General features: G+C 51.6%; 22 protein-coding genes. 5 read left to right on the top strand and 17 right to left on the bottom strand.

Annotated features, from left to right (window positions below; genetic code table 11):
* Positions 1 to 9: 9 nt before the first annotated feature.
* From flgL to flgB, 11 genes are all read right to left on the bottom strand, one after another.
* Entirely contained in the window at positions 10 to 939 is a 930-nt protein-coding gene (gene flgL, locus HVZ39_RS19895) for a flagellar hook-associated protein FlgL (RefSeq protein WP_131405636.1), read from the bottom strand.
* A 17-nt stretch (positions 940 to 956) separates the two neighbouring features.
* Complete coding sequence (flgK, locus tag HVZ39_RS19900; protein WP_094761461.1) at positions 957 to 2,333, bottom strand: flagellar hook-associated protein FlgK; 1,377 nt, start codon at positions 2,331 to 2,333, stop codon at positions 957 to 959.
* Positions 2,334 to 2,431: 98 nt separating this feature from the next.
* Entirely contained in the window at positions 2,432 to 2,734 is a 303-nt protein-coding gene (locus tag HVZ39_RS19905; RefSeq protein WP_029139422.1) for a rod-binding protein, read from the bottom strand.
* Positions 2,735 to 2,742: 8 nt separating this feature from the next.
* Complete coding sequence (locus HVZ39_RS19910) at positions 2,743 to 3,864, bottom strand: flagellar basal body P-ring protein FlgI (protein ID WP_016151847.1); 1,122 nt, start codon at positions 3,862 to 3,864, stop codon at positions 2,743 to 2,745.
* Between the two features lie 14 nt (positions 3,865 to 3,878).
* A complete protein-coding gene (gene flgH / locus HVZ39_RS19915; RefSeq protein ID WP_029139421.1) occupies positions 3,879 to 4,544 on the bottom strand; it encodes a flagellar basal body L-ring protein FlgH in 666 nt (221 codons plus the stop codon).
* 68 nt (positions 4,545 to 4,612) lie between these two features.
* Positions 4,613 to 5,398: a flagellar basal-body rod protein FlgG gene (gene flgG, locus HVZ39_RS19920; protein WP_019076088.1), complete on the bottom strand. Its 786-nt coding sequence runs from the start codon at positions 5,396 to 5,398 to the stop codon at positions 4,613 to 4,615.
* 30 nt (positions 5,399 to 5,428) lie between these two features.
* On the bottom strand, positions 5,429 to 6,166 hold the full coding sequence (locus HVZ39_RS19925) for a flagellar basal body rod protein FlgF (protein WP_016151844.1): 738 nt from the start codon (positions 6,164 to 6,166) through the stop codon (positions 5,429 to 5,431).
* A gap of 9 nt (positions 6,167 to 6,175) precedes the next feature.
* Positions 6,176 to 7,378, bottom strand: a complete 1,203-nt coding sequence (gene flgE / locus HVZ39_RS19930; protein WP_181632880.1) for a flagellar hook protein FlgE — start codon at positions 7,376 to 7,378, stop codon at positions 6,176 to 6,178.
* Positions 7,379 to 7,404: 26 nt separating this feature from the next.
* Positions 7,405 to 8,271 carry a flagellar hook capping FlgD N-terminal domain-containing protein gene (locus tag HVZ39_RS19935; RefSeq protein ID WP_181632881.1) on the bottom strand — a complete coding sequence of 289 codons (867 nt, stop codon included), beginning with the start codon at positions 8,269 to 8,271 and terminating at the stop codon, positions 7,405 to 7,407.
* On the bottom strand, positions 8,271 to 8,702 hold the full coding sequence (gene flgC / locus HVZ39_RS19940) for a flagellar basal body rod protein FlgC (RefSeq protein WP_016151841.1): 432 nt from the start codon (positions 8,700 to 8,702) through the stop codon (positions 8,271 to 8,273). The genes HVZ39_RS19935 and flgC overlap by 1 nt, the downstream gene beginning before the upstream one ends.
* 2 nt (positions 8,703 to 8,704) lie before the next feature.
* Positions 8,705 to 9,052 (bottom strand): flagellar basal body rod protein FlgB, encoded by a 348-nt coding sequence (gene flgB, locus HVZ39_RS19945; RefSeq protein WP_016151840.1) that lies wholly within the window; start codon positions 9,050 to 9,052, stop codon positions 8,705 to 8,707.
* A gap of 82 nt (positions 9,053 to 9,134) precedes the next feature.
* On the opposite strand from flgB, the gene flgA reads away from it, so the two are divergent.
* From flgA to HVZ39_RS19970, 5 genes are all read left to right on the top strand, one after another.
* On the top strand, positions 9,135 to 9,905 hold the full coding sequence (gene flgA / locus HVZ39_RS19950; RefSeq protein WP_181632882.1) for a flagellar basal body P-ring formation chaperone FlgA: 771 nt from the start codon (positions 9,135 to 9,137) through the stop codon (positions 9,903 to 9,905).
* Positions 9,906 to 10,001: 96 nt separating this feature from the next.
* Positions 10,002 to 10,289, top strand: coding sequence for a flagellar biosynthesis anti-sigma factor FlgM (flgM, locus tag HVZ39_RS19955; protein WP_016151838.1), 288 nt, complete (start codon positions 10,002 to 10,004; stop codon positions 10,287 to 10,289).
* Positions 10,290 to 10,301: 12 nt separating this feature from the next.
* Positions 10,302 to 10,730, top strand: a complete 429-nt coding sequence (locus HVZ39_RS19960; protein ID WP_181632883.1) for a flagellar protein FlgN — start codon at positions 10,302 to 10,304, stop codon at positions 10,728 to 10,730.
* Positions 10,731 to 10,865: 135 nt separating this feature from the next.
* Positions 10,866 to 11,810: a lysine-N-methylase gene (locus HVZ39_RS19965; protein WP_137379578.1), complete on the top strand. Its 945-nt coding sequence runs from the start codon at positions 10,866 to 10,868 to the stop codon at positions 11,808 to 11,810.
* Between the two features lie 56 nt (positions 11,811 to 11,866).
* The gene (locus tag HVZ39_RS19970; protein WP_181632884.1) at positions 11,867 to 14,428 is read left to right on the top strand and encodes a glycosyltransferase; all 2,562 of its coding nucleotides are present in this window, start codon (positions 11,867 to 11,869) and stop codon (positions 14,426 to 14,428) included.
* Positions 14,429 to 14,480: 52 nt separating this feature from the next.
* On the opposite strand, the gene HVZ39_RS19975 is transcribed toward HVZ39_RS19970, so the two are convergent.
* Genes HVZ39_RS19975 through fliH form a run of 6 tightly spaced genes read right to left on the bottom strand, consistent with a single transcriptional unit; the run spans position 14,481 to position 20,761 of the window.
* The gene (locus HVZ39_RS19975; protein ID WP_181632885.1) at positions 14,481 to 15,737 is read right to left on the bottom strand and encodes a class I SAM-dependent methyltransferase; all 1,257 of its coding nucleotides are present in this window, start codon (positions 15,735 to 15,737) and stop codon (positions 14,481 to 14,483) included.
* 36 nt (positions 15,738 to 15,773) lie between these two features.
* Positions 15,774 to 17,813, bottom strand: a complete 2,040-nt coding sequence (locus HVZ39_RS19980) for a glycosyltransferase family 9 protein (protein WP_181633714.1) — start codon at positions 17,811 to 17,813, stop codon at positions 15,774 to 15,776.
* Positions 17,814 to 17,870: 57 nt separating this feature from the next.
* Positions 17,871 to 18,275, bottom strand: a complete 405-nt coding sequence (locus tag HVZ39_RS19985) for an adenylyltransferase/cytidyltransferase family protein (protein WP_016151832.1) — start codon at positions 18,273 to 18,275, stop codon at positions 17,871 to 17,873.
* On the bottom strand, positions 18,272 to 18,715 hold the full coding sequence (locus HVZ39_RS19990) for a flagellar FliJ family protein (RefSeq protein WP_181632886.1): 444 nt from the start codon (positions 18,713 to 18,715) through the stop codon (positions 18,272 to 18,274). The genes HVZ39_RS19985 and HVZ39_RS19990 overlap by 4 nt, the downstream gene beginning before the upstream one ends.
* A gap of 2 nt (positions 18,716 to 18,717) precedes the next feature.
* Positions 18,718 to 20,058 carry a flagellar protein export ATPase FliI gene (gene fliI, locus HVZ39_RS19995; protein WP_046275400.1) on the bottom strand — a complete coding sequence of 447 codons (1,341 nt, stop codon included), beginning with the start codon at positions 20,056 to 20,058 and terminating at the stop codon, positions 18,718 to 18,720.
* Complete coding sequence (fliH, locus tag HVZ39_RS20000) at positions 20,051 to 20,761, bottom strand: flagellar assembly protein FliH (protein ID WP_181632887.1); 711 nt, start codon at positions 20,759 to 20,761, stop codon at positions 20,051 to 20,053. The genes fliI and fliH overlap by 8 nt, the downstream gene beginning before the upstream one ends.

Raw genomic sequence — 20,761 nt, forward strand, 5'->3', positions numbered from 1 at the left:
TGCTAACTGTTAAATCACACTGAAAAGGTTTAACTCACTCACTTTGGAGTAGGTTTTTAAGGTGGCTTCCATCGCCATTTCCAGACCGGTAAAGGTAATGGAGGCTGGGCCATAATCCAGATCGCTCAACTGACTGATAAGCTGATCGTTGGAGGTAGTGATATCCGTCTGAGCACTGCTCAGCATGCTCATCGTATTCTGCGTTTCACCAATGGTGGCTATAGAGGCGTTGAGCGCGTCAGAGGCCGCATCCACCGTATCAATGGCATTTTGAATATCGCTTTGCACCTGTGGATCGGCAGGGTCAACCGACGGATCCTGTAACTCTTTCGACAGCGACGTCAGAGTGTTCAGAACGTCGAGGCTATCGCCGAAGAAATCGCTGACTGCCACATTGGTATCAACCTCAACGCCATTGGACACCGTGGTCTGGCGATGATCGTCGTTACCCTGATAGGTATAACTGTCGGTCACCCCGTCACCGTCCTCATCTACCGCGACAATGGGCGGTTGATCGTTCACCGTCCCGCCAAACACATAGTGACCGTCTTCATCCTGATAATTCAGCGCCGAGACCATCGCTTCGGTCATCGACTGAATATCCTGCCCCAGGCTGGATAACGACTCGGCGGTGTTGGTGCCGTTGGCGGCCTCCAGCAGATCGTCGCGAATCGCTAACAGATCGTTATTCACGCCATCCAGAATAGACTCCTGTTGGCTCATCCCCGCCGAGGCGGAATCAATATTGGTTTGATACTGATCGAGAGCCGATTGCTGGCGGTTAAGCTGGGTGATTCGTGTCGCAGCGATAGGATCGTCTGACGGCAGCAGAATACTTTTCCCTGTCGCCATCTGCGTGACAACGTGGGAAAGATCGCTGGAAAGGTCGTTAAAACTCTGCGTCATAGACACATAGGATTGTTGGGTAGACACGCGCATGATAATAGCCCTCCAGATTAACTACACATTTCCAGCACAGAGTCGAAAATATCTGCGCCTGTTGAGATAACTTTGAGGTTGGCCTCGTAAATTTGCTGGTAGGTAATGAGGTTCACCGCTTCTTCATCCATGCTGACGCCGCTGACGCTGCTCTGCTGGTTCTGTGCTTCGGAGTACACGTTCGCCGCCGCTTGCGCTTCCGTCTGGTTTTGCTGGCTGTAAATACCGATGTTACTGATGATTGATGAACAGGCTTCGCCCACGGTTACGCTACCAAGCCCCTCGATATCTAACGGTTCGGTTGAGAGGTTGATCAGCGCCTGCAGGTTATCGCTGTTGCCGCTTTCATCCGGCGAACTGGAAAACGCCAGCTCATCGGCGGTGATATCGGGGTTCACTTCCAGCGGGCCATCCGAGGAGTTTTCGTCATAAATAAACAGCGGCTCGCCGGGATTTCCGTTCAGGTCGTAGCCCTGCGCCAGTTGGGTGTTAACCGCATCGGCAAACTGCTCTGCCATGCTGTTAATCGTCCCCGTCAGTGGCGTCAGTACCTCATTCTGATAATCAAACAGCGCGCCCAGCGAGCCGCCGGTATCAGTGTTCATGGATGACGTGGTTCCGGCGAACGTCAGCGACATGCTCTGCGTGCCGTCGGCGTTGGTTTCCAGTTCGAGGGTGGAACTCTCTTGCCCGCTCACCAACGGCTGACCGTTTTGCAGCGTGACGTTGTAGTTACCTTCATCATCAATATTGACCTGAACATCCATGATGCCGCTCAGTTCTTCCACCATCTGGTCGCGGGCATCGTAGAGCGCAGACGCGTTATCCCCGTTGGCTTCGGCTTCAGTGATCTGCTGGTTGTAGTTGGCAATACCGCTGGTCAGCGTATTCACCTGCGCCACCATCGCCTGCTCCTGACTAACGATTTCACTGCTTTGCGAATCGATATAATCGAGGGTGTTATCCACGCGCAGCGCCAGCGCGCCGGACTCGCTGATCACCTGCTCACGCAGAGCGGAGTCATCCGGGCTGGTGGTGGCTTCGTTTAGCGCGGCAAAAAAGTTGTCAAAGCCGCCGCTCAGGCTGCTGTTATCATCACTGAGCACGGTTTCCAGTTGAGTTAAATACGTCTGCTGGGTGTTGTAATAGCCGTAATCGCTGGCGGCATACCAGACCTGGTTCACCTGATACTGGTTGGATACCCGGCGAATACTGTCCACCTGCACACCGTTACCCGCGCTGTTCGCCGAGCCTGAGCTGGCGCCAATGGTACTGGTGACGGCCACCTGCCGGGTATAACCGTCGGTCATGGCGTTCGCTGTGTTTTGCGCCGTTACGTTAAGCTCCACCTGCGCAGTAGATGCGCCGCTGTAGCCAATGTTAATCATGTCCATCAAAGAGTCCTCGCCGGTCAGTTCCCCGGTCTGTCGTTAACAACCTTGCCGATTAAAAGCGGCGAAAAAACCTCAGTTCTTAAGCCGCCGCGCAACCTTTATCCTTTATGATGCGGGGAGAGCTGTTTAACGATCATCGCCGCAATCCCAATACCGTGCTGCTGGGCCAGGCTGTTACATAACTGATCGTCGTAAAACCCCTGCATCATGCGCACCGAGTCGCTGTTAAACGGGTTATCTTTGGAGTCGAAGATCTCATTGGTTTTACGCATTTCTTTCAGCATGTTGCGTAAGAAAATGGCTTCAAACTGCTGAGCGGCTTTCTGTAAATCGTTATCTTTAATTTTCGGGCCCATTAACGCATCGCTACCGTCAATGCCCCCGCTATGATTCACTTTGATGTCGGCCATTAAATGACCTCCAGATCGGCATCCAGTGCCCCGGCTTCATGCAGGGCCTGTAAAATGGACATAATGTCGTCCGGCGTGGCCCCGAGGCTGTTGAGCGCATTAACCAGCGTTTTCAGGCTGCTGGATTCAGGCAGCGTAATCATCCCCGGTCGGGCGTGATTCACCGAAATATTGCTCTGCGGCGTCACCGCCGTACGACCGCCGGCAAAGGCATTCGGCTGGCTGACGTTGCTGCTTTCATTGATGGAAACCGTCAGGCTGCCATGCGATACCGCCGCCGCGTGCAGGGCAATGCCATCCCCCATCACCACCGTGCCGGTACGCGAGTTAAACACCACGCGGGCGCGTACTTTTTCTGCCTGAACCTGGACATCATCTAACTGAGACATAAAGGCAACGCGCGCCCCTGGGCTGGTTGGCGCACGAACGCTGACGTTGGTCGAGCTTTGTGCCGTAGCAATGCCGCCAAACGAAGCGTTGATCGCCGCCGCAATGTTATTGGCATCTTTAAAGGAGGGACGTTTCAGATTAAGCGTAATGGTGTCACCCATCTGGAAATCGCTGGGAATTTCACGTTCGACCGACGCGCCATTCGGTATCAGTCCGGCTGTGGGGGTATTCACGGTCACGCTGGAGCCGCTAGCCCCGGTCGCGTTCATCCCACCCACCACCACGCTCCCTTGTGCGAGGGCATAAACCTCCCCATCTGCGCCATGTAGCTGGGTGAGCAATAACGTACCGCCGCGCAGGCTTTTGGCATCACCAATCGACGAGACCGTGACATCAATGGTCTGCCCACGCGAGTACATTGGCGGCAGCATCGCGCTGACCGCTACCGCCGCGACGTTTTTCACCTTCGGATCGATTTTACCCGGCAGCTGTACCCCGAACTGGCGCAGCATGTTGGTAATAGTTTGGTTCGTGAATTTGACCTGGTTTTTATCCCCGGTTCCGTCCAGCCCCACCACCAGGCTGTAGCCAACAAGTTGGTTTTCCCTGATCCCCTGGACGTTGACCAGCGACTCCAGAGATTGCGCCTGCGTAGTGCCGGGTAGCACCAGGCTCAGGGCGATAACGATGCCGTTTAACGCCTTCATCCAGCGCCCGCTTATGTGTTGCATATTAAAATCCTGCATTAGATCGGGAAGAGAGGATGGTTAAACAGACGCGTCAGCCAGCCCGCCGCATTGGCATCGCTCAATGCGCCACGGCCCGCATAGGAGATACGCGCATCGGCAATGCGCTGCGATGAAACGGAGTTGTCGTTTTGAATATCATCGGCGCGTACCAGACCACTCAGGCGAATGTACTCATCCCCCTGGTTGAGGGTGAGCCATTTTTCACCGCGAATTTCCAGAATGCCGTTCGACTGTACCGAGTGCACCGACACCGTAATTTCGCCACGTAAACTGTTTTGCTGCTGCGAGGTCGCCGTCCCGTTGAAGTCGCGATTGGCGTCCACGGAAGCGGAAAGATTATCTTTGGTATGCCCAAAAAGAGTCGGTGCACCGATATCAACGGTATTGTTCTTGCCGAAATTGGTTTTCGCCTGTTTGCTCGACTGGGTGGATTCTTCCAGCATCACGGTCAGGATGTCGCCCACCCGATAGGCGCGGCGGTCTGCCGTCAGCGACCACTTGTAACCCGTTTCGAACACCCCTCCCGCGCGACCATCCGCCGTTGGCGGCAACTCGGTTTTGGGAGGAGCAAAGAATTCGTCATTTTTTTTGACCAGGAGGGCCTGCGATTCGCACCCGCTTAACAGGGGCAGCAGTACCACCAGCCAGAGATAATTTTTCACGTTCTGCCTGTTTACTTTAAATTTGCCGGATAAGGCGAAGCCGCTATCCGGCATTTCACATTCTTGAATTACAGCGTCTGACTAATAAACTGCAGCATATCGTCTGCCGCAGAGACCATTTTGGCGTTCATCTCATAGGCGCGCTGCACGTTAATCATCGCCACCATTTCGTTGACAATATCCACATTCGAGCCTTCCAGCGCGCTGTCCTGCAAGGTGCCCAGACCATCTTCCCCCGGAATACCTTCCGTCGGTTGACCGCTGGCTGCCGTTTCCAGATACAGGTTGTCGCCTTCGGCTGAAAGCCCCGCCGGGTTGGCGAAATTCACCAGCGTTAGTTGCCCCAGTTCGGTCGGATCGCTGTCGCCGGGCAGGATCGCCGTCACGGTGCCATCTTCGCCAAATGCCACGTTGGTCGCACCAGCGGGAACATCAATTTCCGGTTGCAGCGGCAAGCCCTGGGCGTTGGTTAGCACGCCGTCGGCGTTAATCTGCATATTGCCGTCACGGGTATACGCAATATCCCCGTTGGCCTTTTGCACCTGCCAGAACCCCTGCCCCATGATGGCAACGTTCATCGCATTGTCGGTGGTTTCCACATTCCCTTCGGTGAAGGTTTTTTGGGTTCCAACGATGCGCACACCGCTACCGAACTGCATTCCGGTCGGCATGATGTTGTTTTGATCGAGCATGGCGCCCGGCGCTTCCTGAGTCTGATAAAACAGATCCTGGAACATCACGCGGTCACGCTTAAAGCCCGTGGTGTTGACGTTGGCGATGTTGTTGGCAATCGCACTCATCTCAGCATCCTGCGCCGACAGGCCGGTTTTACTGATCCATAACGCTGCGTTCATAAAACTTTATCCCTGATTAAAGGCTACGACTCAGGAGCCGCGTAGCAGCCTGTTGCCGGAGTCGCTGAGATCTTCAGCGGTTTTCATCATCTTGATTTGCGCTTCAAACTGGCGGTTCATCGCAATGGACGACATCATTTCGCTCACCGCAGACACGTTACTGCCTTCCAGAAAGCCGCCGCTTACTTTGATGTTTTCATCACGCTGGGCCGGTACGCCATCCGCCGTCACCAGCATTCCCTCGCTGTTTTTCGCCAGATTGGCGACCGGGATATCCACCAGCTTCAGCCGATCGATATCCATCGTGGCGGTAACATCACCGTCGTCAGGCGTAACCGAGAGCGTGCCGTCGCTGCCGAAAGAGGCAATCGCGTTCGGCGGCAAAATAATCGGGCCGTTATCTCCGAGCACCACGTTACCGTCGATGGTCAGCTGCCCTTGATCGTCCTGCTGAATATTGCCGTTGCGGGTATAGACCTCGTTTCCGGCTTTGTCCTGCACGGCAATATAGCCCGTCCCCTGAATGGCGACGTCCAGCGGGCGCTCGGTTTTTTCCGCCACGCCGGTGCTGTCATTGACGCCGCTGGGACTTTCCTTCGCCATAAAACGCGTATCAAAACCACCGCCCTTCACTTTGTCATTACTCGCCATCGCCATATCCGCGCGAAAACCATTGGTGTTGACGTTGGCGAGGTTGTTGGCGCTAATTTGCTGCTCTTGCAACGTCTGGGTGGCGCCGCTCAGCGCGGTATAAATCAACCGATCCATTTCTTAGCCTTACATCGCCTGGAAGAGAGCCTGATCCAGCTGCGTACTGGTGGAAATCACCTTGGTGTTCGCCTGGTAGTTACGCTGGGCGGTCATGAGATTGACCAGTTCGTTGGTGATATCCACGTTAGAGCTTTCGAGCATGCCGGAGGAGAGCGTGCCGCAGGAGCCGGAGCCAGGCGTACCTATCAGCGGCGTACCGGATTCGCCCGTCTGTACCCAGGCAGTACCGCTCACTGCTTCCAGTCCGTTCTCATCCGGGAAGGTGGCGAGTACAACCTGGCCCTGCAGCATGCGCTCACCGTTGCTGTAGGTGGCGTACACTTTACCGTCGTCATCGACCTGCACGCCGTTTTGCGTTGCCGATGCGTATCCGGTCGCGGAATTGGTGGTAACCGAGAAGTCAGAACCGTACTGGGTACAGTCGGTGTAATCGACGGTCATTGAGATCGGTGCGGCTTCATCGGTGGTGAAGGTGATGGTTTGCGGCGTGGTTGGAGCCGTCAGCTTGCCGGTATTTGGGTCGAAGGTCAGCGTAGTCGGCGGTACGCCGCTCTGCGCTTCACCATCAAAGGTATATTGCACTTCCCAGGTGTTATCCGCCGTTTTAGTAAAGTACTGGCTAACCGAGTGCTCATTACCCAGCGAGTCATACACGGTGGTGGTGTAGCTGTCGGTGTAGGTATCGCTGTTGTTGGCATCAAACGGCACGGTTGCGCGATCGATTGTTTCATCACTGGCGTCAAAGTTTGCCGTGAAGGTCATACTGTCTGTGGCCTGCGCCGGGATGTTGCCGGTTTTAATCTGGATATCGGTAACGGTACCGGTTTGCAGCGTGCCGCTGTCATCAACCGGATAGCCCTGCAGGTAATCGCCAGACGCATTGACGATATAGCCGTTTTTGTCCGTCACGAAGGAACCCGCGCGAGTATAGGAGATGTTCCCGGCGCTGTCGCACATCACAAAAAAACCATCGTCGTTGATCGCCAGATCCAGCGCATTGCCGGTTGAAACCATAGAGCCGCCGGTGGAGATGCTTTGTGCCGAACCCGCCACGCTCACGCCCATCGCCTGCGTTCCGGCATACATGGCGGAAAACTGGGTGGTCATCGATTTATACCCGACCGTCCCGGAGTTTGCGATGTTGTTACTGATGCCATCAAGCTGTTCGTTGACGGCGTTCAGTCCCGTCGCTGCAATTTCATAACTCATTGTTTCTTCCTGTAATGTAAACGAGATCAGATCACGGTGTTGCTGTCGGCGTTATCGCCGCCGCCGTCAGTATCCGGCGGCGTGATGTCATCAGTGCTGTCCGGAACGCCAAACTGGGTGATCATGGTGAAAGGCACTTCGCCAACGCCGTCAACGTTGAGCACTGGCGTGCTGCCATCGAGCGGAATACGCACATCTTCCACCGTTCCGGTCACCTCAATCGGCACTTCCTCTTCTCCGGTATTGGTCACCACGGATACGCTGTAATCGCCCGGCGGGATGCCGTAATCCGCAGGATTGATGTCGAAATCCACCTGGCCGGGCCCGACGGAGGTTTCACCTTCAGGGATCAGCGACACGGTGTAGTCATCACCGGCTTCATCGGTAAAGTGCAGATCCACATCGGTACAACTGTCATCCAGCGTCACGCGTCCCTGGATTTCTTTGCTGTTGTCTTCGATATCCAGCGAGGTGGTTTGCACCATGATGTCGTCGCCGACCATATTCCCCAGCGCCATCACCTGAATGTTGCTCATCAGTACGGCGTTAGTGTTTGCCTCAACGCTCATCTCTTCCATCATGGCAACCTGCGCCATGGAGGCGAGCTGATCGATATAGGCCGTAGGATCGGTTGGATCGGTCGGGTCCTGGTTTTCAATTTCAGCCACGAACAGCGTCAAAAACGTATCAACCGCGGACGTTTCGGTGGACGTTGTCGTGGTTGGAGTACCGCTTGTCCCGCTGGTATTCGTTGTTGACGACGTTGAGGAAGAACTGCTGTCTCCCAGATTGCTGCTTTGCGCTGTGGCGCCGACGTTATTTTCAGCCACCGCCGTATTCTCCGAAGAAGGAGCCTGCGCCTGAGATTGGGCATACAGAGTCAGGGTATTCATTACACTTCTCCCAGTTTGAGTAAGCTTTGCTGCATACTTTTGACGTTATTCAGCACATCAACGTCAGTTTCAAAATCACGTGAGGCGGACATCATGTCGGCCATTTGCTCGACCACATTGACATCCGGATACCAGACGAAACCGTTCTGGTCCGCCATCGGATGGTGTGGCTCATAACGCTTCACCGCCCCGCCGCTTTGCATGACGTCCTGTACCTGTACGCTGGCACCATCAATGGCATGGCGGTTATGCCCACCCATCAGGCTATTGTGGTAAACCGCGGCAAAAACCGGGCTGCGCGCCTTATAGGCCTGCGCCTCGCTGCTGGCGGGAGATTCCGCATTCGCCATGTTGCTGGCGACGGTATTCAGACGGATGGTTTGCGCCGTCATCGCCGAGCCGGAAATCTGGTAAATATCAGTAAACGACATGGTTATTTCCCTTCGATGGCCTCTTTGATACCGCTAAGTTGCAGGTTCAAAAAGGTCAGACTGCTTTGATAATCCATACTATTTTGTGAAAACCGGGCCTGCTCGGTATTCAGCTCTACGGTATTGCCATCCTCTGAGGGCTGCATCGGCACACGGTATTTCACGTCAGCCTCGGGCAGCACATTTGTGCGACTTGCCCGTTGCATCTCAGCGGCAAAATCAATATCTTTAGCTTTGAAATTTGGTGTATCGACGTTTGCCAGATTCGCAGTCAGTAGCTCGGTCCTCTCAAGACGTAACTTCACTGCCTGCGGATGTACACCCAATGCCTGCTGAAAACTGATTCCCATTTCTTGCATCACTCCTGCGTAGATATCGCTGTTATTAGCAATATGTATGCCAACTTTTAAGTGATTGATGAGAAATGACTTTATGAAATTCCCCTTCGACATAAGGAAGCCTTCTTTCCCCTTTGCCGCGGAAATAATGCTGGCGTTATGCTGTGTCTTACCCGCACATGCCGCCGTCCATCCCATTCAGCACAGCGCCCGGGAACAGATCAACGCGCGGGTCATAACTGCCGCCGGTCATGAAATTGACGCGCTGGCGAAAAAACAACAGTGGCAGGACTATCGCTACACGTTCAACGTCTATATTCCCTCAACGGTGAGCACCAGCGCGCTATGCGCAACAGCGCCCCAGATCACCTCCAACACATCCCCAGGAATGGCCCTGACGCGAATGAACTTTGTGGTCAGTTGTCCGGGCAGCGCGGGCTGGCAATTTAACGTTGCGGTACGCCCCGACGTGTCGGTGCCGGTAGTGATGCCAAAGTCGTTGATTGCCCGAGATACGGTAATTACGGTCAACGACCTGCAGCTTAAAAAATTCAATATCAGCAACCAGCGGGAAGGGTTAATGACAAATATGGATGAGGCGATTGGTCTCACCAGCAAGCGCGCCCTGCAACCGGGCAAACCGATTACCCGGAGCGAACTGGTTCAACCGGTGCTGGTCAAACGCGACCAACCGGTGATGATCGTCTCCCATACGGCCGGAATTACCGCCTCGATGCCGGGCGTGGCGTTGAAGAACGGGCGCAAAGGGGATGTGATAAAAATTCGCAACAGCAGCAGCCAGCGGATCATTAGCGGGATGGTGGACGATATCGGCGTGGTCACCACGCTGACGGCCGAGCAGTGAAGGGATTTTTTGTGATGGGATTAAAGTTTTCCTCTCTTACCGTCGCTTTTAGCCAATAACAGATAACCAACCCAACGAAATATGTACGAGGTTGCTATGAAAATTACCCCGACTCTGCCAGGCGATCGCCCTGCATCTACAACCGGGCAGACGCGTTCAGACAAGAGCAGCACGCAGACCACTACCTCCAGCGCCGCGACGCTTTCCGCCGACGATATTACTCAGGCGGGATTGCAAACGGCGCAGCAAACGCTGAACAGCGATCCGCAAAGCGACGTTGATTACGACAAAGTGGCGCAAATGCAGGCCATGCTGGCCGCAGGCGACATGCAGGTTGATACCCAGCAACTGGCTGGTGACATGCTCAGCTTTTTCCAGAAATAAGAGGCCAAAATTGTGAGTACCAGGCTACAGCAGGTGAAAACGCTGCTTCAGGGTATCCGGGAGGACGGGACGCGATATGACGCGCTCAGACAGCAGTTGGAACAACAACGTCTGTGCATGATCCGTCGCGCCAGTGAAGAGCTGTTGGCGGTCAATGAGACGATTAAACAGCATTATGAGCAGTTGCAAAACAGCAGCCAGCAGCGCCGCTCAATCCTGCAATTGCTGGGCGTAAGCGTCGATCGTGCAGGGATGGAACAGGTATTTAGCTGGTTGCCGGGCTTACAGAAAAATGCCGCAAAGAGTTGGTGGCAGAGCCTTGAGCAAAAAGCGAAACGCTGCAAGGCGTACAACGAAAAAAACGGCGAGTTGCTGATCCGCCAGTATGAATTTATTCAGACTTTTTTAGGCACCGAGCCGGATTTTATTTACCAGCGCTAAACCTTCCTTCCCTGACGCGGAAAACGACTTTCCGCGCACACCCTAACTAATTGATATAAATACAATAAAAATTCAGGCATGGATATTGCAATGATGTAGCCAGATTTTGAATTTAGGGATTGCTGAGAACACATTATGAGTATGATTGATTGTTATGAACCTGACTTTGTCCGGTTGTTTTTATCCCACCATCCGGATTCCGCTTTACTGGCCGAAATGCGCTGGAAAACGGAAGTACGTCAGAGTCTGGTATTAACCGATCCGGCCAGCTGTCAGGCTGCATTAGGCGATCCCAACGCCTTTGTGCTGCATACCTCGCAATGTGCAGCCGATGCGGACAGCCCGGCGTTATCTCCACGCGATCAGGTACTTAATCAATCTGCTCTGCATACCATCACGCTCCCCGGTTTGTCGCCGGAACTGCGCTTGTATGCGCTGGGCATCATGCTCTCTTTTTCCGAGAAATGCCCTGGCGACAGCGATCCTATGCTTGAAAAACTGGCCTCGCTGCCGCAGGTTCTGGCCGCCCACGCGCAAAGCGGAAAACTGCAGGAGCAGTTCGTGCAACTGCCCAGCCTGCCCCAGCTGCAGCGGGAGCTGATCACCCAAATGGGCAGTTGTGAGTTCAATTGGGATCTGTTGCCGGAAAGCACGCGCAAGCTGACCTTACCTCTGCAGGTAAGTCTGCTGATGCTCCAGGATGCAAACAGTGAGGCTATGCTTCAGCAGCAGTTGCAGGATCAGTGGTTAAATACCTATGAGCGCTACTTTGCCCATGACGCATGGATATTCAGTAACTATCTGATTTATCGCCTGTATCACGATACCTTCCCGCAGCACGAGAGTGAAAGCGCGCTGCAGCGCTTCTTCTGGCTGGTGGCTGACATCTTTATGCTTCGCACCCTATTTTGCCTGTGGACAATGGATGATTCCACGCTGAGCCATGACGAAATCTACGCCCTTTTCGCGCTGTTTGAAGCGTGGCGCAACAGCGAGAATGCCCACTCGTTACGTCAGCATATTCTGGATATGCTGCCGGGAGATCCTCTGCTCTCGGCGTTTTCCCTGATTACACGTTAGCGCCTGTTGGCCGGGTGCATACCCGGTCCTTTTTCGAATCGCGAATACACATCACCATGTCTGAATCCTCCAAAGCACGTTCCGCCCTGACCGGCATCGTTAAAACGCTCGACACTGGTCGCGAAAAACCGTTTATCAGCGTCATTACTCCCACGTGGAACCGCGGCGCTTTCTTACCCTATTTGCTGTATATGTTCCGCTATCAGGACTACCCTGCCGACCGCCGGGAGCTGGTGATCCTGGATGATTCCCCACAAAGCCATCAGTCAATCATTGACAGGCTGACGCAGAATCACCCGGAGAAATTCAATATTCGTTATATCTACCATGCGGAAAAACTGACGCTGGGAAAAAAGCGCAACATGCTCAATGCGCTGGCGTTAGGCGAATATATTCTCTGTATGGATGACGATGATTATTATCCGGCGGATAAGATCTCCTACACCATCGACATGATGCAGCGCCACCGGGCGTTGATTTCAGGTTCCGATCAGATCCCCATCTGGTATAGCCATATCAACCGCGTGTTCAAAAGCCGCAGCTTTGGCCCGCAGAACATTCTCAACGGCACCTTTTGCTACCACCGCAATTATTTAAAAAAGCACCGTTACGATGATGAATGTAACTTAGGCGAAGAGGAAGGATTCACTAATCAATTCACCGCAAACCCGCTGCAATTGCCGGGCGAGCGCACCATTATTTGTATCTCGCACAGTCAAAATACGTTCGATAAAGACTTTGTGCTGGGCAGCAGCGAGCCGCTGGAAACCTCGCTGGCACAGGCGATTACAGACCCGATGCTGAAAAACTGGTATCAAAGTCTGCATAACGCCACCCATCATCAGCCGATCCAGTGGGATGACATCGATCAGGTGGTGATCGTGAATCTGGACTCACGCCCGGATCGTTTAGCCCACATCCAGCAAGAGCTGGCGTTTCTCAATTTCCCGGCGCAAAAGATCACCCGCCTTGCGGCGTCCGTTGCCACTAACGGCCAGGCTGGTCGCCGCCAGTCCCATCTGCAGGCGCTGCAACTGGCACAGCGTAACGGCTGGAAAAACTACCTGCTACTTGAAGACGATAGCGTGATCCTGAAGCAGGAAAAGCATATTCGGGTACTCAACTCGCTTCTGAACGCGCTGCCTGGCTTTCCGTGGGAAGTGGTTATCCTCGGCGGAGAAATTAAACAAGGCCGCGAACTCAAAAGCCTCAATGGCATGATCCATGCCCGCGACTGCAATAAGGTTTGCGCCTATCTGGTCAACAGCAGCTATTATCCGGTGCTGGCTCAGCAGATGGAGCATGACCTCTCAGATACGCTCGAAGGGCAATGGCAGCCGCTGCTGCGTGAAGGGAAATGGCTCTCCTGTTATCCGAGCATCTGCTATCAGCGCGCGGGATACAGCGATATTGAGAAAAAAGAAACCGATAACATCGGTTACTACTTCAACAAAATCAATAAGAAACCCGCCACCGTCAACACGCTGGTAAGCAACCCGCTTCCTACGGCATCCACACAGATAGATGCCATTGGCTTCTATATGGAAACCTCGCTGCACTACGCGGTCTACCGCCCTATCATTACCGCGCTTCAGGCGATGGGCCATACCTGCTCGCTGCTGGTCAGTGACAAAATACCTAAATCGTTTCTGGATGAGATGACCGCGACGATTAAAGCCATCAACGACCCTGCGCTCGGCGGTACGCGTCTTTCAGCGGTCATTGAGAACCGTCAGCGCTTCCGGTGCCTGGTCAGCCCTTACTACACGCCACTGCTGAACGGGCTGGCGGATACCCATGTACGCACCCTGTATGGCCTGGCGAAAGAAGAGTGGAATCATGCCTGGTGGAACGCCTTTTATCACCGCATCCTGTGTTACAGCCACTATAGCCAGCACGCGCTTGATATCGGTGGCAGCGCCAAAGTGGTGGGCAATCCCCGTTTCGATGAGTGGCATAATCACACTTACGATACTGCGCTGCCAAAAAGCCTGAAGCTGAATGCGAAAAAGCAGACCATCCTGTATGCGCCAACCTATGGCGCGCTAAGCTCTCTCCCTCACTGGGCGGAACAGCTCAGCCGGTTAAGTCATGAATACAATGTCGTCACCAAACTACATCATGGCACCCTGCACAGACCGGAAGAAGCCGCCTCTCTGGCGCTGGCGCAGCGCTATTTAAAAAACCGAATTGACGATCCACAGCATCTGCTGGCGCTTATCGCGCAGGCGGATTACGTCCTGACAGACAGCAGCGGCTTTATTTTTGACGCCATTCATATGAATAAACGCGTCATTTTACTGAGCTGGTCAGAGATGCCCTTGCTGCTCGATGGTCAACAAAGTTTCTCTACTCCTGACAGCGCTGATCAGCGTATTCGCGATGTTCTCCCGGTGGCACAGGATATACAGACGTTGCGCCACGCCCTGTCATCCGCATTTGACTGGGCTGCGCTGGAAGCGCCACTGGAGGAGATTCGCCACCATTATTGCGATGCGTTTAGGGATGGTCAGGCGGGGAAACGGGCGGCTCAGGAGATCGCCGCTTTGCTTACGGAAACAGAGAATGCCCACAGTAATACGCTATTACATAGTCTACAGAGAAAACTTTTTAGCTAAATTTCTGATATGAATTGGCGATAAAACCACCGTTAAACCGGTGGTTTTAATTTTATTGTGGTCGTTTTTTTATAACAATCTCGATACCACTTTCCGCAAATGGTGTGCGAGTTTGATCAAACCGAGGGAGACCAGACAAATAGCTATGATTTAGTAATTCAATTTTCTGAACGTCATGATTTGCGGTTATCGTCTGAATCAATTCCAATACATTTATCGATACCGGTGACCAACTACTTTTTTTGAAGATACTGAAAGTATGCTTGTGATCGGTATTAAAAGTCGATGGCCATACTTTTTGTTCATACATATCTTCGTCAGGAACAGTAATAATGAGATGACCATTTGGTTTAAGCACTCGCATCCAGTTATTGATAGCAATGAACGGGTCAACCACATGTTCCAGACAGTGTGCAGAATACACAAAATCAAAACTATCATCACTAACATTATCTAAGTATTGGGCATCACCTTGCGGTAAGTCATAGACCGTCACCGTTCTCATTAGAGGGAAAAGCGAGTGGTAAATCCCAATACTGTCCGGTCCTCCACCTATATCCAAACCAGCGCCAACAAACCAACGAGAAGTAAACCGTGCATCCATAAGTCGACGATTTACAGACATACTGGTCGTCCCCACAACGCCCCGGTTAATCAGAAACTTACTGGTAACATCCCCAGGTAAAATGAGTGGTTTAATCGCTTCACCAGCTAAACTATGAGGCCATAAAACTGCGTATCCAGTATCTTCAGGATACCAGTGCAAGGAGTGTGTATCGGCAAAACTCTCTAATAGTCCAATAAATTCATTAGCACGATCAAACCCATGATCGGCATATTCGGGTAAAGTACCACTTGTCACGGCAAAGTCTTTCAAATATATTCTGCAATCATCAATAATAACGATCGCATTATCAATTTTGCCTTCCAGAATTCGCAACTCGTTAATTAGTGGCAAGCGAATATCTTTATCCCATTCGTCACTGCGATAGTGTTCATTGCAGTAATCTGAACCAGGATAATGAGCATCCAGAAAAATGAGACTACGGCGGCTCCTCAAAATATCATTGACCGCTTCCGAGTTCAGAAATGATAAGCTATCATCCGGACAAACTGTAATATTTTCATTTTTTTCTTGTAGTGCTTTTTCATACAATGGCTGATATATCTCACAGGACAACGCATGGTGAAAACCTGCCGACAATGCCATACGACATGAGTTACCAATACCATACCCAGTTTCAACCAAATGCGTCACCTGGTATTTTTCAACTATTTTGCGTAAAGGAAAACGACCTAAAAACCCCATAACCACTCCATTTAGAATATTTAATCATAGAAATACTTAAGAATTTTTCACATAATCATCAGAACTCAAAAATAATTGAATCTGATGCCAAAAATATTCGGCGGTAACCTTCTTCATGCACCGATATTTTTTATCATTCGGACACCAGACAGAAAATTCATCACCTCGTGGACGTGTAAATTCTTTGCCCAGTTTGTTTTTAACGAATTGCGGACTCATGATAAGGTGACCGCATTGACCAAACTGACATTCTGTATCAATACCCATAGCATTCCACCCATACCGACCATTCCTGTAGGGCAATCGGTAACTGGCCGGAATAATAGAGTACAACGCGCAAATAGCAATTGAAGTGAGTCCAGCAAGTGCGACAGGACCAGAATCACAAGCAACCAGTAGCTGACACCGCTCCATCAAATAAATCATCTCAAGCATAGAGAACTGATTAATGCAATTGATAGCCTCCGGGATATCTATATCCATCATCTTCTTCTCTTGATACTTATTATTATCGCTGCCAATAATGACAACTTTCCAGCCTGCAGCAATAAAGTATTTCGCGAGTTGATTCCATCCCTTTTCGGTCCACGTCCGGTTTGGAGAGCCTATATTGGGATGTAATAAGACTGTTTTTTCTTTCTGCAAATGATGATTATGAATAAAATCATTGACGTTTTTCTTATCCAATGACGCCAATGAAATCATAGGCTGCTTATTACACAAGGAATGATTATGAATACTATCACCGATAAAAGCATCCGTCATATGTTCAGATGCTACTATATCCTCCCAGTGGCCAAGGAAATGAAATTTATTTTCCTGACGCGCAATCGCAATATCAATAAAAGCATCTTCTGTCAGCGCATTGATATCCCAATACTGTGCCACCACAGGACTTGAAGCGATAAGGTCATGATACAATTTGTGTGCAATAAAGATAAAATCCTCATCATGACATTCTCTAAATGCAGTGAGGCAACCCAACGCGTAGATCGCGTCCCCCATCGACCCAGGACAATAAAATACCCTTTTCTTAAACGAACCGGGTTTAACACCAACCAACTCATTTACATGATAAATTTTCTTATTGCTAAAGTTGATGTGACCAGCGTACTTATCAGTATCTTCTGGTAACTCTGTTGTTAGAAAAAATAGAATACTTTTCTCTGGCGCTTGATATAGTTCATCTGAAAAATATCCGGCAATGGCTAAAGGTAATATTTCTAGAACCTTTAAAAAATTAAGAGTAATTAACTCAGGGAGTTTGATAGCCTTGCATCCCAACTGACGTAATATTTCACCATCGACTTCACCCTCTTTCTTTTCGCGGAAGAGGAGGATTTTCTCTTCAGAAATTGCAAATTCATTGATTGCATGCTGAATAACGTCCACAAGCGCTTCTTGATGTTGTTTTTTCAGCGAGGGAAAACGAGGTGAAGTGCTGAGTAATAGTAGAGATGACGAGCTTATCTTTCGTAATTGAGAATAAATACCATTTGGTATCTTGAATAGTTCCAGAAAATCCGTTATTTTATTTTCATCGATTGCCGGTACATTACCACAAGGCAATTTCTTTGAATTTTTGAATGAGCTATTCTCTTGTAGATAATAAGTTGTTGTTAACACTTTATGCCAAGCATATCCGGCGGCAATATTCCACTCATCTTTTGGCATGTTATGATTATTATTTAATGCCATACTTATGGTATTACCATATCCAGTGACCAATTTATTAAATAAATTTACTGGGATTTTTTCAAGTGCAGAAGCAGCAACTAGCTCAGCTATCTCTCCTTCATAAACATGAAGATGGATTAGCGACCGAAGAGAGTTTAATCTCATCAACAACGGAATAAGTAAGTCATAGCTTTCAGCCAGCGCCGCATGGATATCTAGTGCTGTTGGCGAGAGCTTAGTTAGTACATGTGATATTTTATCCAGCGCAGGCAGTAGTGTGGATTCATTATATTTAAAAACAATATTTGAATTCTTTTCCAGCCATTTTTCACTCAATTTATCAGAACAAATAAATAATATATTAACTACTCCATACATATCTTGAATAAAATTAGACATTTGAAGCGGCAGCGTAACTTCTTTAGTTTCAATGAATAGTCTTATTTTCATATTATTTTACAGGTTTTGATTTTGGTTGGTAATTACCTCAATAATCGAGGTGGTGGATATCGATGGCGTTCTGGGAAAATAGACCACTTCGCACAGGTACGACAAACTATCAAAGCGCCCTGCCCAGTCATCGCCCATCACCAGCGTATCGGCGTTAAACTGGCGAATATAGTCCGCTTTTTTCTCCAGCGACTCTTCGAGAAACACGCTGTCCACACATTTCAGCCCGGCAACAATCCCCATGCGATCGCTTTGGCTGTAAACCGGCATCCGACCTTTTTTCTGCATATTTAGCGCATCTGAAGAGATACCGACGATCAGTCGCTCCCCCAACTGTCCGGCACGTTGCAGAATACGCAAATGCCCGATATGAAAAACATCAAAGGTGCCGAAAGTAATGATCGTTTTCATACCACTCCAAGCGTCTTCTGTCTTAGCCAGCATTGTGCGGCAATTTCATCTACGGCTTTTTGCTCTTTAACCAGTGCCTCATTGCTCAGTTCATCGCGCTTATCATCGAGCGTCATGGCGACAATTTTCTCTTCGCATGCCGCTGACACCAGGTTTTTCTGAATACGCTGTTCTTTGATTTTAGCCAGCGTTTTCTCCTGCTCTTGCCAGGCAATAACCGTGCGCAGCGTGCCTTTGTATCCGGTCACATTTTTGAGCGATTCAACGCAAGGCACCTCCACGCCGGTGCCTGTTTTTTGAATCAGGTAGCCCAGCGCTTTGATGTTATTGTCAAAACCGATGCAAACTTGTTGCTGTTTAGCCAGCTGTACCGTCATATCTTTGACTGATTTACCCCGCAGGCGCTGCAGTTGCGCCAGAGTATCGATAATTTGCCGCATGATTATTTACCTTCCGTTTTCTTTGCCTGCGGGAAAAGGGCCTGTAAGCGGCTTTGCACCAGCTCCAGAGAGGCCGGTTCACTGACTTCCTGGCGCAGAAAACGCTCAATGGCGGGGAACACTTTGACGGCCTTATCCACGCCGGGATCGGCTCCTGCAACATATCCGCCCAACGGGATCAGCGGCTTAATTTCCATATAGGCGGCATAGTTCTGTTTGAGCAGGCGGGCCGACTGCTGGTGCGCGTGGGGCGTTACCTGGGTCATGCATCGACTGATCGACTGCCCGATATCAATAGCCGGATAATGTCCGGCCTCCGCCAGCTTACGGGTCAGAACAATGTGCCCGTCCAGCACCGCACGCGCGCAGTCGACGATCGGATCCTGCTGATCGTCTCCTTCCGCCAAAACCGTATAAATGGCGGTCATTGACCCATCGCTTTCACTGTTGCCAGCGCTTTCCACAAGCTTTGGGATCATGCCGAACGCCGACGGTGGATAGCCTTTCGTCGCCGGAGGTTCACCCAGTGACAACGCAATCTCGCGCTGCGCCATGGCATAACGGGTTAACGAATCCACCAGCAGCAAAACGTGATGTCCGCGATCGCGAAACCAGGCGGCAATAGAGTGGCAAAGCTCGGTGGCTTTCAAACGCATTAACGGTGACTCATCCGCAGGCGCCGCCACGATAATTGATTTTGCCAACCCTTCCGCGCCCAGAGCGTGATCGATAAACTCCTTCACCTCGCGGCCACGCTCGCCAATTAACCCCACCACCACGATGTCGGCCTTGGTCTGGCGGGTGATCATCCCCAGCAGTACGCTTTTTCCCACGCCGCTGCCGGCCATCAAGCCCACGCGCTGGCCTTTGCCGATAGTTAGCAGACCGTTGATTGCTTTAACGCCAACATCCAGCGGTTGGTTCACCGACCGACGCGTGAGGGGGTTAATGGAAGGTGCCTGAGGCGGCAATACGTCATTGCCCGTCAGACGCCCTTTGGCATCCAGCGGTTCGCCCAGGCCATTAACTACCCGCCCCAGCCAGCTTTCGCTAATCAGGATCTCCTGGGTTTTTTCTTCGGGGAAAACGCGCGCCCCCGCCATCAGTCCGACGGGATGCTTGAAGGGCATCAGGTAGGTGATATCGCGGTTAAACCCCACCGCCTGCGCGTCGATCAACGTATGGTCGGCGCTTTCGACGCGGCACAGCTGGCCAGTCGCCAGCGGACAGCCCACGCTCTCCAGCAAAATGCCGTTTACGCGCACCAGTCGCCCGGCAACCCGGGCTAAAGGGATCGACTCAATGGAACGCAGCGCGTTGTCAACGCTGGACAGGTCACTCACCCGTCGGCTCCGGCAAAAGCGACTCTTTGAGCGCCGACATGCACTGGTCGAGTCGATGTTCGCAGCCAATATCCAGCTCGGATTTATCGGTAATCACCCGACACTCGCCCGCCTGCAGTTCGGGTGATGGGGTCAGCCCCCATTCAGCGACCTTCTCCGGGGCTGCATCTTTGATACGGTTAAATTCTTCATGACTTAGCAGGACCTGTAGCGACTCAGGCATCGCAGGAAAGGCCGAAATCGCCTCTTCAACCAGCGACAGTAACTGCGTCGGTTGCAGCGCCAGCTCGCAACGAATCACCTGGCGAGTGACCTTTTCAACCAGTTGCAGCAGATCTTCCCGCTGTTTACGCTGAATGTGCGCCAGGTAGTCGTTCACTTTGCCAGTGATGGTTTCCAGCGGTTGCGCTGCTTGCTCAAACTGCTTACGCCCTTCCTGTTGCCCGGCCAGGCTGCCTTCAGTGTATCCCTGACGACGGCCTTCATCGTGCCCCTTCTGATGACCTTCCTGAAAGCCCTGCTCCTGACCTTCCGTCATCCCCTGTTCAAAGCCTTTTTGCAGGCCCTCCTGGAAGCCGTCCATCAGTTGGCGCTGATAATCCGCAGGCGTGATCCCCGGCGTGAGCTGTTCAGCCTGCAAATGGCGCTGGCGAGGAGGAAAGCGGTGCAGTCGGTAACGACCACGAATGGTTTCAATCGCCAT

It is taken from the genome of Citrobacter sp. RHB35-C21 (assembly GCF_013816515.1).
In the GTDB taxonomy this organism is placed as follows: Bacteria; Pseudomonadota; Gammaproteobacteria; order Enterobacterales; family Enterobacteriaceae; genus Citrobacter; species Citrobacter braakii.

Bases quoted from the DNA above. Each gene is read 5' to 3' on its own strand.
- flgL (WP_131405636.1), bottom strand. From the start codon at position 939: ATGCGCGTGTCTACCCAACAATCCTATGTGTCTATGACGCAGAGTTTT.
- flgK (WP_094761461.1), bottom strand. From the start codon at position 2,333: ATGGACATGATTAACATTGGCTACAGCGGCGCATCTACTGCGCAGGTG.
- HVZ39_RS19910 (WP_016151847.1), bottom strand. From the start codon at position 3,864: ATGCAACACATAAGCGGGCGCTGGATGAAGGCGTTAAACGGCATCGTT.
- flgG (WP_019076088.1), bottom strand. From the start codon at position 5,398: ATGAACGCAGCGTTATGGATCAGTAAAACCGGCCTGTCGGCGCAGGAT.
- HVZ39_RS19925 (WP_016151844.1), bottom strand. From the start codon at position 6,166: ATGGATCGGTTGATTTATACCGCGCTGAGCGGCGCCACCCAGACGTTG.
- flgE (WP_181632880.1), bottom strand. From the start codon at position 7,378: ATGAGTTATGAAATTGCAGCGACGGGACTGAACGCCGTCAACGAACAG.
- HVZ39_RS19935 (WP_181632881.1), bottom strand. From the start codon at position 8,271: ATGAATACCCTGACTCTGTATGCCCAATCTCAGGCGCAGGCTCCTTCT.
- flgC (WP_016151841.1), bottom strand. From the start codon at position 8,702: ATGTCGTTTACTGATATTTACCAGATTTCCGGCTCGGCGATGACGGCG.
- flgB (WP_016151840.1), bottom strand. From the start codon at position 9,052: ATGGGAATCAGTTTTCAGCAGGCATTGGGTGTACATCCGCAGGCAGTG.
- flgA (WP_181632882.1), top strand. From the start codon at position 9,135: ATGAAATTCCCCTTCGACATAAGGAAGCCTTCTTTCCCCTTTGCCGCG.
- flgM (WP_016151838.1), top strand. From the start codon at position 10,002: ATGAAAATTACCCCGACTCTGCCAGGCGATCGCCCTGCATCTACAACC.
- HVZ39_RS19965 (WP_137379578.1), top strand. From the start codon at position 10,866: ATGAGTATGATTGATTGTTATGAACCTGACTTTGTCCGGTTGTTTTTA.
- HVZ39_RS19970 (WP_181632884.1), top strand. From the start codon at position 11,867: ATGTCTGAATCCTCCAAAGCACGTTCCGCCCTGACCGGCATCGTTAAA.
- HVZ39_RS19975 (WP_181632885.1), bottom strand. From the start codon at position 15,737: ATGGGGTTTTTAGGTCGTTTTCCTTTACGCAAAATAGTTGAAAAATAC.
- HVZ39_RS19980 (WP_181633714.1), bottom strand. From the start codon at position 17,813: ATGTCTAATTTTATTCAAGATATGTATGGAGTAGTTAATATATTATTT.
- HVZ39_RS19985 (WP_016151832.1), bottom strand. From the start codon at position 18,275: ATGAAAACGATCATTACTTTCGGCACCTTTGATGTTTTTCATATCGGG.
- HVZ39_RS19990 (WP_181632886.1), bottom strand. From the start codon at position 18,715: ATGCGGCAAATTATCGATACTCTGGCGCAACTGCAGCGCCTGCGGGGT.
- fliH (WP_181632887.1), bottom strand. From the start codon at position 20,761: ATGGCGATTGAAACCATTCGTGGTCGTTACCGACTGCACCGCTTTCCT.